We start from the raw sequence: 16,568 nt of genomic DNA on the forward strand, positions 1-16,568 counted from the left end.
GACATGCTCGGGCACGACATCCGCGATGTCGTCCCGTGCGTTCGATCCGCCAGACGCAAACGGGCATCTGTTTCTGCATTTTTATCCCCGGATGTGTTTGTTTGTCAACGCGAAGCGGGGTAGTGTGCTGATCAGCCGCACGGGCGTGGTCTGTTCCCGTGTCGTGTGCACCGAACGATTTACCCCACCGCAAGCGCGTGTGAGATGAAGGAGTCTCGAATGTCCGAACTGCTCGGCACCGGCGTCGGCCGTGGCGTTGCCCACGGCCCCGTGCTCCGGATGGCTGACCCGCTCGGCGAACCGTCGAAGGACGCCCTGGTGGGCTCGGCGGACGACGCGAAGCAGGCCGTGCACGACGCACTGGCCGCCGTGGCGGACGACCTCAACAAGCGCGGACAGCTCGCCGGTGGCGACGCCCAGGCCGTGCTCGAGGCTCAGGCGCTCATGGCGCAGGACCCGACGCTCCTCGACGACGTGCACACCCGCATCGACGGTGGCACCAACGCCGAGCGCGCCGTGTACGAAGCGTTCGCCCAGTTCCGCGACCTGCTCGTCGGCATGGGCGGCTACATGGGGGAGCGCGCGGCCGACCTCGACGACGTCGCCCAGCGCATCATCGCCAAGCTCCGTGGCGTGCACGCCCCCGGTGTCCCCGAGTCGGACACCCCCTTCGTCCTCGTCGCCCGCGACCTCGCCCCGGCGGACACCGCGCTGCTCGACCTCGAGAAGGTCCTGGCACTCGTCACCCGTGACGGCGGCCCGACCTCGCACACCGCGATCCTCGCCCGTGCCAAAGGCATCACCGCCATCGTCGGCGTGACCGGTGCCGACGACCTGGCCGACGGTCAGTCCGTCGTCGTGGACGCCATCGCCGGCACGGTCGTCACCGACCCCGACGCCGCACTGGTCGCGGACGTCGAGCGCCGCATCGCCGACCGTCTCGCCGCCGCAGCGGCACCGCTCACCGCCGGTGCCCTCGCCGACGGCCACGTCGTGCCCCTGCTCGCGAACCTCGGCAGCCCCGCCGACGCCGCCGGCGCCGTTGCTCTCGGTGCGGAGGGCGTGGGGCTCTTCCGCACCGAGTTCCTCTTCCTCGACTCGCCGAAGGCCCCCACGGTCGACGAGCAGACCGAGTCGTACCGTCAGCTCCTCGCGGCGTTCCCCGGCAAGAAGGTCGTCGTGCGCGCGCTCGACGCCGGCGCCGACAAGCCCCTGCCGTTCCTCACCGACAAGGACGAGGAGAACCCGGCCCTCGGGCGCCGCGGTCTCCGTGCCCTGCGGAACCACCCCGAGGTCCTGCGCGACCAGCTCACCGCGCTCGCCCAGGCCGACGCCGCGACCGAGGCCGATCTGTGGGTCATGGCGCCGATGGTCGCCGACGCCGAGGAGACCGAGTACTTCGTCACCCTGGCCCGTGAACTCGGCATCCGCACCGCGGGTGTCATGGCCGAGGTGCCGTCGCTCGCGCTGATGGCCGAGCAGGTGTTCCAGAACGCCGACTTCGTGTCGATCGGCACGAACGACCTGACCCAGTACACGATGGCTGCCGACCGCATGCTCGGCACCGTCGCGTCGTACCAGGACCCGTGGCACCCCGCCGTCCTGCGCCTCGTCGCGCAGCTCGGCTCCGCGGGCGCCACGGCCGGCAAGGCCGTCGGGATCTGCGGTGAGGCAGCAGCCGACCCGCTGCTCGCCGTCGTCCTGGTCGGTCTCGGCGCCACCACCCTCTCCATGACTCCCGCGGCCCTGGCCGACGTGCGCGCCGAACTCGGTCGCTACACGCTCGAACAGGCCCGCGAGATGGCGACGGCGGCACTCGCCGCGAGCACGGCGGCGGCCGCGAAGTCCGCTGCCGCGTCCGCGGTGCACGCCGCCTGACCCACCACCCCCAGCACCACCCCTCCCAGCACCACGCAGCAGCTCCACCACACAGAAAGTCACCGCACATGACAACGTCGTCCGTTGCAGCGCCCGACGCACCCGCGAAGTCGCGGGGCGGCGGACGCGTCGCCGTTCAGAAGTTCGGCACGTTCCTCTCCGGCATGGTCATGCCCAACATCGCGATCTTCATCGCGTGGGGCATCATCACGGCCTTCTTCATCGAGACCGGCTGGACGCCCGTCGGCGTCCTCGGCGGGTTCGGTGAGACGGCCGGCGTCGCCAACCCCGGCCTCGTCGGCCCGATCCTGACCTACCTGATCCCGCTCGCGATCGCCATCCAGGGCGGCCGGATGGTCTACGACACCCGCGGTGCGGTCGTCGGTTCGATCATGACCATGGGCGTCATCATCGGCGCCAACGGCACGACGATGATCCTCGGCGCGATGATCTGCGGGCCGCTCGGTGCCTACCTGATCAAGCAGATCGACAAGATCTGGGACGGCAAGATCAAGCCCGGCTTCGAGATGCTCGTCAACAACTACGCGGCCGGGATCCTGGGCTTCGCCCTCGCGATGGTCGGGTTCTTCTGGCTCGCGCCGCTGTTCAAGCTCATCGCCGAGGGCCTCGGTGACATGGTGGACTTCCTCGTGCAGCACTCGCTCCTGCCGATCGCCAGTGTCATCATCGAGCCGGCGAAGGTGTTCTTCCTGAACAACGCCATCAACCACGGTGTGCTCGACCAGCTCGGGGCCGACCAGGTGAAGGAGTCGGGCAAGAGCATCCTGTTCCTGCTCGAGGCGAACCCCGGCCCCGGCCTCGGTCTGCTGCTCGCCTTCACCTTCTTCGGTGTCGGCATCGCCCGCTCGACCGCTCCCGGCGCGATCATCATCCAGTTCTTCGGTGGCATCCACGAGATCTACTTCCCGTACGTGCTGCAGAAGCCGGTCCTGTTCATCGCCGTCATCCTCGGTGGTGCTACGGGTGTCGCCACGAACGTCGCGTTCCAGTCCGGTCTCGTCGCCCCGGCGTCGCCCGGCTCGATCTTCGCGGTGCTCGGTGCCACGGAGCGCAACAGCTTCCTCGGCGTGATCCTGTCGGTCATCCTGTCCGCCGCGGTGTCGTTCGCGGTCTCGTCCTTCTTCCTCCTCGCCAGCCGCAAGCGCGACCTGGCGAACGGTGGCGGTGACATGAGCGCCGCGATGGCGAAGCTCCAGGCGAACAAGGGCCGCGACGTCAACTCGGCGACCGCCGGCCTGCTCGGCAACAACTCCCCGGCCAACGAGGGAGAGGCCGAGGCCTCCCTCGGCGGCGTCGGCTCGGCGAGCACGGCGACGGCGACGAAGGTCCAGAACCTGGTCTTCGCCTGCGACGCCGGCATGGGCTCGAGTGCGATGGGCGCCAGCGTCCTGCGCAACAAGATCAAGAAGGCGGGCATCGAAGGGGTCACGGTCTCCAACAAGGCGATCGCGAACCTGTCCGGTGACGAGGACCTGATCATCACGCAGGAAGAACTGACGGACCGCGCGAAGCAGAAGAACCCGAACGCACAGCACGTGTCGGTCGGCAACTTCATGAACGCTCCGCAGTACGACCAGGTCGTCGAGCAGCTGAAGAACCAGTAACGCCACAACCAGTAACGAAGTGCAGTATCGGAGGGGACGGGGCTGACCCGTCCCCTCCATCTCGTCCTCAACACAAGGAGAACCCCCGATGCCCGTCCTGCAGGAGAGCCAGATCCGCATCCACACCGAGGACACCGCGCCGACCAAGTCGGAAGCGATGAAGGAGGCGGCCGAGATCCTCGAGGCTGCGGGCGCGGTCACGGCCGACTACTACCCGGCCATGCTCGAGCGTGAGAAGAGCGTGTCCACCTACATGGGCAACTTCCTCGCCATCCCGCACGGCACCAACGACGCGAAGGATGCCATCAAGTCGTCCGCCCTGTCGTTCATCCGCTACGCCAGCCCGATCGACTGGGACGGCAACCCCGTGCGCTTCGTCGTCGGCATCGCCGGCGTGAACAACGAGCACCTCGACATCCTGTCGAAGATCGCGATCGTGTTCTCCGACGAGGACGAGGTCCAGAAGCTCACCGACGCCGCCGACACCGCCGCGATCCTGTCGATCCTCGGCGAGGTCAACGAGTGAGCACCAGCACCGCCGTCCACTTCGGCGCCGGCAACATCGGCCGTGGCTTCGTCGGGCTCCTGCTCCACGAGGCCGGGTACGAGGTCGTCTTCGCCGACGTCGCCGCCCCGCTCATCGACGCCCTGGCCGCAGCCGACTCGTACACCGTGCACGAGGTCGGGGCCGGGGCCCAGGACCACGAGGTCACGAACTTCCGTGCACTGAACAGCGCACAGGACGAGGACGGTGTGGTCGCCGAGATCGCGAAGGCCGCGATCGTCACGTGCGCCGTCGGCCCGAACGTCCTGAAGTTCATCGCCCCGGTGATCGCCCGCGCGCTCGTCGCCCGCGACGCGGACGCCGCACCGATCGCCGTCATGGCGTGCGAGAACGCCCTCAACGCCACGGACCGCCTGCGCGAGTTCATCGTCGCCGCCCTGCCCGAGGACGGCCGCGACGCCGCCCTGGCCAAGGCCGTCTTCGCGAACACCGCCGTCGACCGCATCGTGCCCGCGCAGCCCGAGGGTGGCGGACTCGACGTGACCGTGGAGACCTACTTCGAGTGGGCCATCGATCGCACGCCGTTCGGTGGGAACGAGCCGGAGATCCCCGGCGCGCACTACGTCGACGGCCTCGCCGCCTCGATCGAGCGCAAGCTCTTCACTGTCAACACCGGGCACGCGACCGTCGCGTACCACGGCTTCGTCGCCGGGGCCGACAAGATCTCGGACGCCATCGCGATCCCCGCCGTGCGCTCCGAGCTCGAGTCCGTGCTCGCCGAGACGAGCGACCTGCTCATCCGCCGGCACGAGCTCGACCCCGAGGTGCACCGCGCGTACGTGCAGGCGATCATCGGCCGGTTCGAGAACCCGCACCTGCCCGACACGGTGACCCGCGTCGGCCGTCAGCCGCTCCGCAAGCTGTCGCGCGACGAGCGGTTCGTCTCGCCCGCCGCCGCACTGGCCGAGGACGGCACCGAGCCGACCGCGCTCCTCGACGCGATGGCCGCGGCGCTCCGCTTCGACGTCGCGGACGACGAGCAGAGCGTCGAGCTGCAGGCGCTGTTGGCATCGGACGCGTCCGACGCGGACGTGGCCACGCAGATCACCGGTCTCGCCGCGGAGCACCCGCTGCACGCCGCGTTCACCGAGCGGATCCGGTCCGCGCGCGCCTGAGGACGTCCGCAAGGACGGCTTGCGACGTCCGCACGGACGGACGGGAGACCCGTCACCAGCTGGTGACGGGTCTCCCGTCCGTTCCGCGGTCGCGACGCGTACCGTCGCCAACATGACGAAGCACTGGGTGGCCCCACGGTTCGGCGGCAGCGAAGTCCTGGAGTCCGTCGACACCGAGGTGCCGGCACCCAGCACCGGCGAGGTCACGATCGCCGTCCGCGCCGCCGGCATGAACCCCGCAGACACCAAGCACACCCGCCAGGGCGACCCCGCTGACCTGCCGATCGCCGTCGGGTACGAGGTCGCGGGCGTGCTGTCCGCAGTCGGCCCCGACACCGAGATCGCGTCCGGTGGGGGAGCGGTCGGCGACGAGGTCCTCGCCTTCCGCGTCAGCGGCGGCTGGGCCGAGTCGGTCACTGTGCCCGCGGCCGACGTCTTCGCGAAGCCCGCTTCGCTCGGCTTCCCGGAGGCCGCCAACCTGCTCCTCGCCGGCTCGACCGCCGCCGACATGCTCCGCGTCACCCGCGCGGAGGGGCGCGACACCGTCCTGGTGCACGGCGCATCGGGCGCGGTCGGCGTCAGCCTGCTCCAGCAGCTGCGGCTGCTCGGCACCCGCGTCATCGGCACCGCGTCGGAGCGTGGTGCGGACGTCGTCCGACGCTTCGGCGGTGAGTGGGTCGCGTACGGCGACGGCCTGGAGGCGCGTGTCCGTGATCTCGCACCCTCCGGCATCGACGTGGCACTGGACTGCGTCGGTACCGACGAGGCCGTCGACGTCTCGCTCGCGTTGGTCGCGGACCGGTCACGGATCGTGACGATCGCCGCGCAGGCGCGGGCCGCATCAGACGGCATCGCCGCGGTGGGCGGCGCGCAGCCGGCCAGCAAGGCGTTCCGTGACTCGGTGCGGCGGCGGCTCATCGACCTCGCGGGTGCCGGACAGCTCGAGGTCCCGGTGGCGCGGACCTTCCCGCTGGCGGAGGCGAAGGCGGCGGCGGAGCTGCTGGAGTCCGGGCACCCCGGGGGCAAGCTCGCGCTCCTGCCCTGACCGCATCGTCGGGCCAGGTCCTCGGTCGGGTCAGGTGTCGTCCGGGCGGATGACGCTCACCGGCTCGGGGGAGTGCCACACTCTGTGTGGACCGACAGCCGCGCCGGAAGGAACCCACCGATGAGCGACCAGTACCCGCCCCGTGACCCGTACGGCCAGCAGCAGGGCCCGCACGGACAGCAGCCGTGGGCACAGCAGCCTCCGGGGCAGTATGGGCAGTACGGGCAGCCCGGTCCGGGGCAGCCGAGCGGTGGGAGGTCCGAGCCGCCGCTCTGGGCACCCTGGTACGGCATCCCCTTCCCCCAGGCCTTCCGGCGGTTCTGGAAGAAGTACGTGCGCTTCGACGGTCGGGCCAGTCAGTCGGAGTACTGGTTCTGGGCGCTCTGGTACCTCATCGGTTCGGCTGCCGCCGGCATCATCGGCAGCGGGTTCGACGTGCTGCCGTTCGTCGACGACGGTTCGGACGGACTCGGCAGTCTCTGGAGCCTGGCCTGCGCACTCGGCTTCATCGCGCTGACCGTGCGACGGCTGCACGACGTCAACCTCAGCGGTCTGTTCGCGCTGTTCTTCATCATCCCGCCGATCGGCATCCTGTTCTCGCTGATCATCGGCCTGATGTCGTCGAACCCGCAGGGGCAGCAGTACGACCGTCCGCTGCAGGGGTGACGCGCGGTACCGGTCCTGACCGCCGCTCGGGAGTTCTGGTTGACTCAGACGCGACCATCAGCCGACACTCGAGGGGGACCACGTGAGCGACCAGTACCCGCAGGATCCGAACAACCAGCCGAACGCCCAGTTCGGTGGCGCGCCGCAGTACGGTGGCGCACCGCAGTACGGCCAGCAGCCGCCGACCGGACCGAACGGTGAACCGCCGCTCTGGGCACCGTGGTACGGGATCTCGTTCGGCAAGGCCGTCGGCCGCTTCTTCAAGAAGTACGCCACGTTCAGCGGTCGTGCCAGCCGGAGCGAGTTCTGGTGGTGGTACCTCGCCAACGCGATCGTGGTCATCGTCCTCAGCATCCTGTACGGCATCGGTATCGGCACCTCGGAGCGCTCGACGGTGTCGATGTCGACCGCGACGTCCACCAGTGTCCAGTCGACCGTCACCGAGCCGTCGGCGCTGTTCGTCATCTCGGGCATCCTGTTCCTGCTCTGGGGCCTCGCGATCATCGTTCCGACGCTCGCCCTCGGCTGGCGCCGCCTGCACGACGCGAACCTGACGGGCGCGCTGTGGATCATCGCGATCTTCGTCGGCATCGTCGGCATCGTCTTCGGCCTGCTGCCCTCGAACCCGCAGGGTGCGCGGTACGACCGCCCCGTCTCGAGCCGATGAGCAACGACGGGACGCCCCAGTGGGGCCAGCCCGGCGGCGACCAGCAGCAGGGACAGCCGGGGGCCGGCGCGCAGCCTGGCTACGGGCAGCAGCCTGGGTACGGGCAGCAGCCTGGGTACGGGCAGCAGCCTGGGTACGGGCAGCAGCCCGGGTACGGGCAGCAGCCCGGCCACGGACAGCAGCCGTACCAGCAGTACGCCCAGCCGTACGTCGGTGGGTACCCGCAGCTGGCGGAGCCGATACCGGTCGGCCCGGACGGCGTTCCGCCGCTGTGGGCCCCCTGGTACGGCATCGGGTTCCTCGACGCGTTCCTCCGGTTCTTCAAGAAGTACGCCCGCTTCGACGGCCGTGCCGGTCGCAGTGAGTACTGGTACTGGTTCCTGGCCAACGCCATCGTCACGATCGTGCTCTACGGGGGCTTCATCGCCCTGCTGATCGCCACCAGCCCGACCACCACCGTCGTGGACGACTACGGGTACTCGCGCGACGTGTCGGGGGCGCCTTCGCCGTTCGCCTTCGTGCTGCTCGGGCTCTTCGGGCTGTGGTGGCTCGCCACCCTCGTGCCGAACCTGGCACTCGCGTGGCGCCGACTCCACGACGCGAACCTGCCGGGCCCGCTCTGGCTCGTGTCGCTCATCGCGAGCCCCGCAGCCATCGTGTTCGGCTGCCTGCCGTCGAACCCGGCCGGTGCGCGGTACGACCGCCCCGACCTGCGGTAGCTCCACGAACGAGAACAGCCCGCCCCACGCATCGAGCGCGGGGCGGGCTGTTCGTGTATAGGTGGGCTCAGACGACCCGGAGGCGGACGAGCGCGCCGTCGACCACCAGGTCACGCACGGTGGCCGACGGGTCGGCGATCTGGAAGCGCAGGGCGCCGCCCGGCTGCTCGAACCACGGCTGGACGAAGCGGACGTTCACCAGGAACGGCCGGTCGACGACGTACCGGTGGGTCTCCGGCGAGGAGGTCACGTGCGGGGGCAGTGACCGGCTGGGCAGTGGGGTGTCGAGCGGGTGCAGCAGGTAGCCGTCCGGGCCACCGATGCGGTCGACGGGGACACCGGCCGGGATCTGGATGGTCAGCCCCTGCTCGCCGGCCTGCGCGACCTGCTGCGCGAGCTGCGGGTAGGTCGACGCCGCGCGGTCGCGGAGCCCCTCGAGCTCGTGGCGGGGGATGTCGCGCGGCTCCGGGAACGGACGGTTCAGGAACCGGCGCAGCATCTCGACCGCGTCGTCCTCGCCCGTGGCCTGCGCGAGACGACGAGCCGTGCCGTAGTCGACGACCTCGAGCGCGTAGCCGGAGGCGTCGGTCTGGACGATGCGGAGCGCCCCCTCGACCGGCGGTTCGTGCAGGGTCTCGCCGGGGAGCTGCACGTACCGGGTCGTGTAGCCGAGCTGGTCGAGGATGGGGCGGGTGTCCGCGAACGTCATGGTCGGGAGCCTATCGGTCGACGTGGTGCTGGGCCTTGGACGGAGCCGGGACTACGCCCGGCCGCGCATGATCGCCTGCTTGACCTCGGAGATCGCCTTCGTCACCTGGATGCCGCGGGGGCACGCGTCGGTGCAGTTGAAGGTCGTGCGGCAGCGCCAGACGCCTTCCTTGTCGTTGAGGATGTCGAGACGGACGTTCGCGGCGTCGTCGCGGGAGTCGAAGATGAACCGGTGTGCGTTCACGATCGCCGCGGGGCCGAAGTACTGCCCGTCGGTCCAGAACACCGGGCAGGACGACGTGCACGCGGCGCAGAGGATGCACTTCGTGGTGTCGTCGAAGCGGGCGCGGTCGGCGACGGACTGCACACGCTCCTTGCCGGGCGTCGGGGCCGACGAGGACTGCAGGAACGGCTGCACCTCGCGGTAGCTCTGGAAGAAGGGCTCCATGTCGACGACGAGGTCCTTCTCGAGCGGCAGGCCCTTGATCGCCTCGACGTAGATCGGCTTCGAGACGTCGAGGTCCTTGATCAGGGTCTTGCACGCCAGGCGGTTGCGACCGTTGATGCGCATCGCGTCGGAACCACACACGCCGTGCGCGCACGAGCGGCGGAAGGTCAGGGACCCGTCCTGCTCCCACTTGATCTTGTGCAGGGCGTCGAGGATGCGGTCGGTCGGCAGCATCATGACGTCGAAGTCCTGCCAGCGCGGCTCGTCGTCGACGTCGGGGTCGAAGCGACGGACGATGACCGTGACGGAGAAGGATCCGGGAGGGGCGTCCTGCACGGTGTCGGTGCGGGGTGCCTCGGAGACCAGGGTGTCGGTCATCTCAGTACTTCCTCTCCATCGGCTGGTACCGCGTGATGACGACGGGCTTCCAGTCGAGCGTGATGTGGTCGTCGGCGAGTGACGAGTGCGGGTCGCCCGTCAGGTACGCCATGGTGTGCTGCATGTAGTTCTCGTCGTCGCGCTTCGGGTAGTCGTCGCGCATGTGGCCGCCGCGGCTCTCCTTGCGGTTGCGCGCCGAGTAGACGACGACCTCGGCCAGGTCGAGCAGGAATCCGAGCTCGACGGCCTCGAGCAGGTCGGTGTTGAACCGCTTGCCCTTGTCCTGCACGGAGACCTGCATGAAGCGGTTGCGGAGCGTGTGCAGGGTCTCGGTGACACGGGCGAGCGACTCGTCCGTGCGGAACACCTGCGCGTTCTTGTCCATCTCCTCCTGCAGTTCCTTGCGGAGGGCGGAGACGCGCTCGGTGCCGGTCGAGGCACGGAGCTGGTCGAGCATGCCGCGGACGCCGGCCGCCGGGTCTTCCGGCAGGGGGAGGAACTCGGCGGTCTGGACCCACTCGGCGGCGTTGTTGCCCGAGCGCTTGCCGAAGACGTTGATGTCGAGCAGCGAGTTGGTGCCGAGGCGGTTGGAGCCGTGCACGGAGACGCAGGCGCACTCGCCGGCGGCGTACAGGCCGGGGACGACGGTGGTGTTGTCGTACAGGACCTCGGCCTTGACGTTCGTCGGGATCCCGCCCATCGCGTAGTGCGCGGTCGGCATGACGGGCACCGGCTCGACGACGGGGTCGACGCCGAGGTACGTGCGGGCGAACTCGGTGATGTCCGGCAGCTTCGTCTCGAGGACCTCGGCCCCCAGGTGCGTGCAGTCGAGCAGCACGTAGTCCTTGTTCGGTCCGGCACCCCGGCCCTCGGCCACTTCCTGCACCATGCAGCGCGCGACGATGTCACGCGGTGCGAGGTCCTTGATGGTGGGGGCGTACCGCTCCATGAAGCGCTCACCCGAGGCGTTCCGGAGGATCGCGCCCTCACCGCGGGCACCCTCGGTCAGCAGGATGCCGAGCCCGGCGAGCCCGGTCGGGTGGAACTGGAAGAACTCCATGTCCTCGAGCGGCAGGCCCTTGCGCCACACGATGCCGACGCCGTCGCCGGTCAGGGTGTGCGCGTTCGAGGTGGTCTTGTACATCTTGCCGAAGCCGCCGGTCGCGAAGATCATCGCCTTGGCGTGGAAGACGTGCAGCTCACCGGTCGCGAGCTCGAACGCGACGACGCCGGCCGGCTGCTGGCGGGTGACACCGTCGTCACCGACGACGTCGACCATGATGAGGTCGAGCGCGTAGAACTCGTTGTAGAACTCGACGCCGAGCTTCACGCAGTTCTGGAACAGCGTCTGCAGGATCATGTGCCCGGTGCGGTCGGCGGCGTAGCAGGCCCGGCGGACCGGGGACTTGCCGTGGTCGCGGGTGTGCCCACCGAAACGGCGCTGGTCGATCTTGCCCTCGGGCGTGCGGTTGAACGGCAGGCCCATGTTCTCGAGGTCGATGACGGCGTCGATCGCCTCTTTCGCGAGGATCTCGGCGGCGTCCTGGTCGACCAGGTAGTCGCCGCCCTTGATCGTGTCGAAGGTGTGCCACTCCCACGAGTCCTCTTCGACGTTCGCGAGGGCCGCGGCCATCCCGCCCTGCGCCGCACCGGTGTGCGACCGGGTGGGGTAGAGCTTCGAGATGACGGCCGTCTTCGCCTTCGGGCCGGCTTCGATCGCGGCTCGCATGCCCGCGCCTCCGGCGCCGATGATGACGATGTCGAACTGGTGGTGGTGGACGGTGGTCTCGGTCACAGGGGTCTTTCCGTAGACGGTGGGAACGCGGGCAGCAACGGTGGTGGTGCTACTGCGCCGGGCAGAAGGACGGCAGGTCGGCGGCAGCGGCGCCGGCGGGGCACGGGTCGAAGGTCCAGCAGACGAGGAGCCCGAGGACGATCAGCACGACGCAGGCGGCCAGGATCGCGACGAGGAGCGTCTTGCGGATGCCGGGCTTCGACACGTAGTCGTTGACGATCGTGCGCATGCCGTTCGAGCCGTGGATGAGGGCGAGGACCAGCATGAGCGAGTCCCAGACCTTCCAGAAGGGGTTGGCCCACTTGCCGGCGACGAAGGCGAAGTCGATCTGCTTGACGCCCTCGCCGGCCACCATGTTGACGAAGAGGTGGCCGAAGATCAGCACGACGAGCAGCACGCCCGAGGCGCGCATGTAGATCCAGCCCCACTTCTCCCAGTTGGTGGTGCTGCGGGCGGCTGCGGCCGAGCGGGGAGGTTCGACGATCTGCGTGGTCATCTTCGTGCCCCTCAGTTGAAGTCCGCGACGAGGTTCATGAGCTGGCGGGGCAGGAAGCCCGCGATCGCCACCGCCCACAGGACCATGACGATCCAGAACATGGCCCGCTGGTACTTCGGGCCCTTCGACCAGAAGTCGATCAGGATGATCCGCAGGCCGTTGAAGGCGTGGAACACGATGGCCATGACCAGCGCGATCTCGCCGAGGTTCATGATCGGGGTCTTGTACGTGCCGATGACCGCGTTGTACGCCTCTGGGGAGAGCCGCACGAGCGCCGTGTCGAGGATGTGCACGAGCAGGAAGAAGTAGATCGCGACCCCGGTGATGCGGTGGAGGACCCACGACCACATCCCGATCGAACCGCGGTAGAGCGTGCCCTGTGGCGTCCGAGAAGCCCGCGGGGCTTCGATCGAGACGTCGGGCACCGCGGTCGCCGTACCCCCGCCGGTGTGCTCAGCCATGAGCTCGTCCTTCCATAGGACGGGCTCGCCCGATCGGCGAGCCCTTGCCGTTCGTGTTCGTGTGGAACACGACCCATCCTATGCGCGGGCGCTGACCTTCTCGTCCCGACCTGCCCGGAGGCCCCGTCCGACGGGCGGCGCGCCGATGGTGCGGGCCGTGTCGTGGTGGTCGAGGAGCTGGTCGCCGACGGCCTCCCAGGTCGTGCCCTCGACCCGGAGCCGACCGGCGGAACCCATCCGCTCCGCCAGCGCGCGGTCGTGGTGCAGCCGCAGGACCGCGTGCCGCATGGCCTGCGGCGCATCGGCGTCGTAGAGCTCGCCGTCGAGCCCCGGGGCGACCAGGTCGAGCGGGCCGCCGGACGCCGGCGCGATCACGGGCAGGCCGGAGGCGTGGGCCTCCTGCAGGGTCTGCCCGAAGGTCTCGGCCGGACCGGTGTGCACGAACAGGTCGAGCGACGCGTACGCGTCGGCGAGTGCGTCGCCGCGCAGGGGGCCGGTGAAGGTGACGTCGAGGTGCCGGAGCCGACGTTCGAGCATCGCCCGCGACGGACCCCCTCCGGCCACGACGACCCGGATGCCGGGGACGCCGCCGAGTTCGGCGAGCCGCTCGACCTCCTTCTCCGGGGCCAGGCGTCCGACGTACCCGACGATGGTCTCGCCGTTCGGGGCCAGGCGGCGGCGGAGTGCCCGCACGTGCCCGGTGGACCGGCGCGCGGGGTGGAACAGCTCGGTGTCGACGCCGCGACCCCAGCGGGCGACGCGGGGCACGCCCTCCTCGGCGAGCATCGTGGCCGTCGCGCTCGACGGGGCGAGCGTCAGCGAGGCGCCGGCGTGGATGCGTCCGAGGATCTTCCGCACCAACGGGACGGTCGCGGTCAGGCCGTTGCGGCGGGCGAACCCGGCCACGTCGGTCTGGAAGACGGCGACGGAGGGGATGCCGAGCCTCCCGGCTGCCGTGATCGCGCGCCCACCCAGCAGGAACGGACTGGCGGCGTGGAGCACGTCGGCGCCGGAGGCGGCGAGGATCGTGTCGAGCACCGGGTGGGGGAGTGCCACCGGGAACTGGCGGTAGGCGACGGCGGGGATGCGGTGGACGTCGAAGGAGCGGTAGCGCTCGACGGCGCTGCGCGACCGGAACTGCGCCAGGCCGGGGGTGTCCGGGGCGATCACGACCGCGCGGTGACCCCGTCGTTCCAGGTGGTCGAGGACCGCCAGGACACTGGTGGTCACGCCGTTGAGGGTGGGCAGGAAGCTCTCGGTCACGACGGCGACGGTCCGGGGGGACGTGCCGCGCTCCACGCTGCGTGCGCTCATGGTGCTGCCCATGCTCCGGGCGTGACGTGACCCGGCGGGGCCGACGACGTGAACGGGACGCGCGCGCCGGGTGAACAACGCGACGCCCTCCGGCGCGGACGCCGGACGGCGCCCTGCGGGAGGCCGCATGCGGGAATCGTGCGGAGACCACCCAGGATCCGCCCGGCGGGGGCGGTACGGTGAGCGCGTGGCTGACGCTCTCGAAGACTTCTACGCGATCATCCCCGCAGGGGGCATCGGATCGCGCCTGTGGCCGTTGTCGCGCGCGGACGCACCCAAGTTCCTGCACGATCTGACGGGTTCCGGCACCTCGCTGCTGCGGCAGACCTGGGACCGCCTGGCGCCGCTCGCCGGCGACCAGCGGATCATGGTCGTCACCGGCCGTGCGCACCGGGTCGCGGTGGAGTCGCAGCTGCCCGGCGTCGAGGACCACAACGTGGTGCTCGAGAGCGAACCGAAGGACTCCACGGCGGCCATCGGCCTGGCCGCGGCGATCCTGGTGCGCCGCGAGCCCGACGTCGTCATCGGCTCGTTCGCCGCCGACCACGTCATCGGTGACGCACGCGGTTTCCGCCGCTCGGTGCGCGAGGCCGTCGCCGTCGCCCGCGCCGGCTACGTCACCACCATCGGCATCACCCCGACGGAACCCGCGATCGGCTTCGGCTACATCAACGCCGACACCGCCGGGCTCGACATCGAGGGTGCCCCGACCGCACACGCGGTGAAGTCGTTCGTCGAGAAGCCGGACCTCGACACCGCCCGCTCGTACGTCGAGCAGGGCAACTACCTCTGGAACGCCGGCATGTTCATCGCGCGCGCCGACGTGCTGCTCGCCGAGATCGGCCGGACGAAGCCCGAGCTGCTCGCGGGCATCAACGAACTCGCCGACGCCTGGGACACCTCGGCCCGCGGCGCCGTCGTCGATGCCGTCTGGCCGATGCTCGAGAAGATCGCGATCGACTACACGGTCGCCGAGCCCGCCGCCGCTGCCGGACGCATGGCGGTCGTCCCCGGTGACTTCGACTGGGACGACGTGGGCGACTTCGCCTCGCTCGCCAAGCTGCAGTCCGGCGGCCGGCCGAACAACCTCGCGGTGCTCGGGGACGGCGCCCGCATCCTGGCGGACTCGTCGAGCGGCATCGTGATCTCGCACAGCCAGCGGCTCATCTCGCTCATCGGCGTCGAGGACATCGTCGTCGTCGACACCCCGGACGCGCTGCTCGTCACCACGAGTGCGAACGCACAGCGGGTCAAGGGCGTCGTGGATGCCCTGAAGATCAGCGGCCGCGGCGACGTCCTGTAGCGCTCCACCGACAAACCCCTCGAACTGGGGGTGCGTGGGTTGCCCCGCGTTACGGGCGCGTTTCGGCGGGGTCGCGATCCCGTAACCGATCCGCAGGAGCCCCGCAACGGGTCCTGTACCGACCCGACGGTCGTGTACTGTCGCCACGATCGCCCGGAACGCACGTGGTCCGGGCACGCTCCCCGGAGGAACCAACCCGTGACATCTCGTACCCGACAGGTCGTCCTCAGCGGCCTCGCGCTCGCCGGCACCGTCGCCGTCCTGGCCGGCTGTGCCTCGGCGCCGTCCACCACCGACACGGCGAAGAAGACCGACTTCCGCCCCTGCATGGTCTCCGACGCCGGTGGGTTCGACGACAAGTCGTTCAACCAGCTCGGCTACGAGGGCATGAAGGACGCCGCCAAGGACCTCGGTGCCACCTACAAGGAGGCCGAGTCGAAGGACGCCACCGTCTACGACTCGAACATCGAGCAGCTCATCGGCCAGAACTGCAACCTCGTCGTGACCGTCGGCTTCAACCTGGCCGACGCCACGAAGAAGCAGGCCGCTGCGAACCCCGACACCGACTTCGCGATCATCGACGACAACTCGATCGACGCGAAGAACGTCAAGCCGATCACGTTCGACACCTCGCAGGCGGCGTTCCTCGCCGGCTACGCGGCTGCGTCCTACTCGAAGACCGGCGTCGTCGGCACCTTCGGTGGCATGCAGATCCCGACCGTCACCATCTTCATGGACGGCTTCGCGGACGGCGTGAAGTACTACAACGAGCAGAAGGACAAGGACGTCAAGGTCGTCGGCTGGAACGTCGACACCGGCAAGGGCTCCTTCACCGGTGGCTTCGAGGCCGGCACGCAGGCCAAGTCGGTCGCGCAGACGCTCCTCGACCAGGACGCCGACGTGATCCTGCCCGTCGGTGGCCCGATCTACCAGTCCGCTGCCGAGGCCATCAAGGACGCCGACAACGGCTCCGTCCTGATCGGTGCGGACAGCGACCTCTACGAGGCCGACCCCCGCTACAAGGACATCGCCTTCACCTCGGTCGAGAAGGGCATGCGCCCGGCCGTGAAGGACGTCGTCGAGCAGGCGGCTGACGACAAGTTCTCGAAGGACCCGTACGTGGGCACCCTCGAGAACGACGGCGTCGGCATCGCGCCGTTCCACGACTTCGAGTCCAAGGTCGACAAGGGCCTGCAGGGCGAGCTCGACGACGTGAAGGCCGGCATCATCGACGGCTCGATCAAGGTCAAGACCCAGTCCTGACCCGATGAACGCGGGCGGGGGAGCATCCCTCGCCCGCGTTCTCGTGCGCCCGGGTGGCGCACACCACATCGTGCGCCCGGCGGCGCACACCACATCGTGCATCCGCGGGCTGCACGCGACAC

General features: G+C 69.7%; 16 protein-coding genes. 10 read left to right on the forward strand and 6 right to left on the reverse strand.

Features of this window, described 5'->3' with window-relative positions:
* Positions 1-219: 219 nt before the first annotated feature.
* From ptsP to QRN49_RS12705, 8 genes are all read left to right on the forward strand, one after another.
* Complete coding sequence (gene ptsP / locus QRN49_RS12670; RefSeq protein ID WP_071406395.1) at positions 220-1,878, forward strand: phosphoenolpyruvate--protein phosphotransferase; 1,659 nt, start codon at positions 220-222, stop codon at positions 1,876-1,878.
* 68 nt (positions 1,879-1,946) lie between these two features.
* Positions 1,947-3,503, forward strand: coding sequence for a PTS mannitol transporter subunit IIBC (locus tag QRN49_RS12675; RefSeq protein ID WP_284756236.1), 1,557 nt, complete (start codon positions 1,947-1,949; stop codon positions 3,501-3,503).
* Between the two features lie 88 nt (positions 3,504-3,591).
* Positions 3,592-4,029, forward strand: a complete 438-nt coding sequence (locus QRN49_RS12680) for a PTS mannitol transporter subunit IIA (protein ID WP_071244331.1) — start codon at positions 3,592-3,594, stop codon at positions 4,027-4,029.
* On the forward strand, positions 4,026-5,183 hold the full coding sequence (locus QRN49_RS12685; RefSeq protein ID WP_111031944.1) for a mannitol-1-phosphate 5-dehydrogenase: 1,158 nt from the start codon (positions 4,026-4,028) through the stop codon (positions 5,181-5,183). The genes QRN49_RS12680 and QRN49_RS12685 overlap by 4 nt, the downstream gene beginning before the upstream one ends.
* Before the next feature lie 112 nt (positions 5,184-5,295).
* Positions 5,296-6,228 carry an NADP-dependent oxidoreductase gene (locus tag QRN49_RS12690; protein WP_284756240.1) on the forward strand — a complete coding sequence of 311 codons (933 nt, stop codon included), beginning with the start codon at positions 5,296-5,298 and terminating at the stop codon, positions 6,226-6,228.
* 120 nt (positions 6,229-6,348) lie between these two features.
* On the forward strand, positions 6,349-6,894 hold the full coding sequence (locus QRN49_RS12695) for a DUF805 domain-containing protein (protein ID WP_284756242.1): 546 nt from the start codon (positions 6,349-6,351) through the stop codon (positions 6,892-6,894).
* An 82-nt stretch (positions 6,895-6,976) separates the two neighbouring features.
* Positions 6,977-7,561: a DUF805 domain-containing protein gene (locus QRN49_RS12700; RefSeq protein ID WP_284756244.1), complete on the forward strand. Its 585-nt coding sequence runs from the start codon at positions 6,977-6,979 to the stop codon at positions 7,559-7,561.
* On the forward strand, positions 7,558-8,280 hold the full coding sequence (locus QRN49_RS12705) for a DUF805 domain-containing protein (protein WP_350309135.1): 723 nt from the start codon (positions 7,558-7,560) through the stop codon (positions 8,278-8,280). Before QRN49_RS12700 ends, QRN49_RS12705 begins: the two co-directional genes overlap by 4 nt.
* A gap of 67 nt (positions 8,281-8,347) precedes the next feature.
* Here QRN49_RS12705 and QRN49_RS12710 read toward each other — a convergent pair whose 3' ends face one another.
* From QRN49_RS12710 to QRN49_RS12735, 6 genes are all read right to left on the reverse strand, one after another.
* Positions 8,348-8,989: a TNT domain-containing protein gene (locus QRN49_RS12710; RefSeq protein WP_071244287.1), complete on the reverse strand. Its 642-nt coding sequence runs from the start codon at positions 8,987-8,989 to the stop codon at positions 8,348-8,350.
* A gap of 51 nt (positions 8,990-9,040) precedes the next feature.
* Positions 9,041-9,814 (reverse strand): succinate dehydrogenase iron-sulfur subunit, encoded by a 774-nt coding sequence (locus QRN49_RS12715; RefSeq protein WP_017888736.1) that lies wholly within the window; start codon positions 9,812-9,814, stop codon positions 9,041-9,043.
* Position 9,815: 1 nt separating this feature from the next.
* On the reverse strand, positions 9,816-11,609 hold the full coding sequence (gene sdhA / locus QRN49_RS12720) for a succinate dehydrogenase flavoprotein subunit (RefSeq protein ID WP_027466445.1): 1,794 nt from the start codon (positions 11,607-11,609) through the stop codon (positions 9,816-9,818).
* Between the two features lie 49 nt (positions 11,610-11,658).
* A complete protein-coding gene (gene sdhD / locus QRN49_RS12725) occupies positions 11,659-12,105 on the reverse strand; it encodes a succinate dehydrogenase, hydrophobic membrane anchor protein (RefSeq protein WP_071406401.1) in 447 nt (148 codons plus the stop codon).
* Between the two features lie 11 nt (positions 12,106-12,116).
* Complete coding sequence (gene sdhC / locus QRN49_RS12730; protein ID WP_017888739.1) at positions 12,117-12,566, reverse strand: succinate dehydrogenase, cytochrome b556 subunit; 450 nt, start codon at positions 12,564-12,566, stop codon at positions 12,117-12,119.
* A 78-nt stretch (positions 12,567-12,644) separates the two neighbouring features.
* Positions 12,645-13,880 (reverse strand): glycosyltransferase family 4 protein, encoded by a 1,236-nt coding sequence (locus QRN49_RS12735; RefSeq protein ID WP_284756249.1) that lies wholly within the window; start codon positions 13,878-13,880, stop codon positions 12,645-12,647.
* A 187-nt stretch (positions 13,881-14,067) separates the two neighbouring features.
* Here QRN49_RS12735 and QRN49_RS12740 point away from each other — a divergent pair, with 187 nt between their 5' ends.
* Both QRN49_RS12740 and QRN49_RS12745 read left to right on the forward strand, forming a co-directional pair.
* Entirely contained in the window at positions 14,068-15,183 is a 1,116-nt protein-coding gene (locus tag QRN49_RS12740; RefSeq protein ID WP_027466449.1) for a mannose-1-phosphate guanylyltransferase, read from the forward strand.
* A gap of 198 nt (positions 15,184-15,381) precedes the next feature.
* Positions 15,382-16,446, forward strand: a complete 1,065-nt coding sequence (locus tag QRN49_RS12745) for a BMP family lipoprotein (protein ID WP_163342629.1) — start codon at positions 15,382-15,384, stop codon at positions 16,444-16,446.
* Positions 16,447-16,568: the final 122 nt, after the last annotated feature.

Source organism: Curtobacterium sp. ME-Dv--P-122a (assembly GCF_030209645.1).
In the GTDB taxonomy this organism is placed as follows: Bacteria; Actinomycetota; Actinomycetes; order Actinomycetales; family Microbacteriaceae; genus Curtobacterium; species Curtobacterium flaccumfaciens.

Bases quoted from the DNA above. Each gene is read 5' to 3' on its own strand.
- sdhC (WP_017888739.1), bottom strand. From the start codon at position 12,566: ATGGCTGAGCACACCGGCGGGGGTACGGCGACCGCGGTGCCCGACGTC.
- QRN49_RS12715 (WP_017888736.1), bottom strand. From the start codon at position 9,814: ATGACCGACACCCTGGTCTCCGAGGCACCCCGCACCGACACCGTGCAG.
- QRN49_RS12710 (WP_071244287.1), bottom strand. From the start codon at position 8,989: ATGACGTTCGCGGACACCCGCCCCATCCTCGACCAGCTCGGCTACACG.
- QRN49_RS12690 (WP_284756240.1), top strand. From the start codon at position 5,296: ATGACGAAGCACTGGGTGGCCCCACGGTTCGGCGGCAGCGAAGTCCTG.
- QRN49_RS12705 (WP_350309135.1), top strand. From the start codon at position 7,558: ATGAGCAACGACGGGACGCCCCAGTGGGGCCAGCCCGGCGGCGACCAG.
- QRN49_RS12695 (WP_284756242.1), top strand. From the start codon at position 6,349: ATGAGCGACCAGTACCCGCCCCGTGACCCGTACGGCCAGCAGCAGGGC.
- QRN49_RS12675 (WP_284756236.1), top strand. From the start codon at position 1,947: ATGACAACGTCGTCCGTTGCAGCGCCCGACGCACCCGCGAAGTCGCGG.
- QRN49_RS12735 (WP_284756249.1), bottom strand. From the start codon at position 13,880: ATGAGCGCACGCAGCGTGGAGCGCGGCACGTCCCCCCGGACCGTCGCC.
- sdhD (WP_071406401.1), bottom strand. From the start codon at position 12,105: ATGACCACGCAGATCGTCGAACCTCCCCGCTCGGCCGCAGCCGCCCGC.
- QRN49_RS12680 (WP_071244331.1), top strand. From the start codon at position 3,592: ATGCCCGTCCTGCAGGAGAGCCAGATCCGCATCCACACCGAGGACACC.
- ptsP (WP_071406395.1), top strand. From the start codon at position 220: ATGTCCGAACTGCTCGGCACCGGCGTCGGCCGTGGCGTTGCCCACGGC.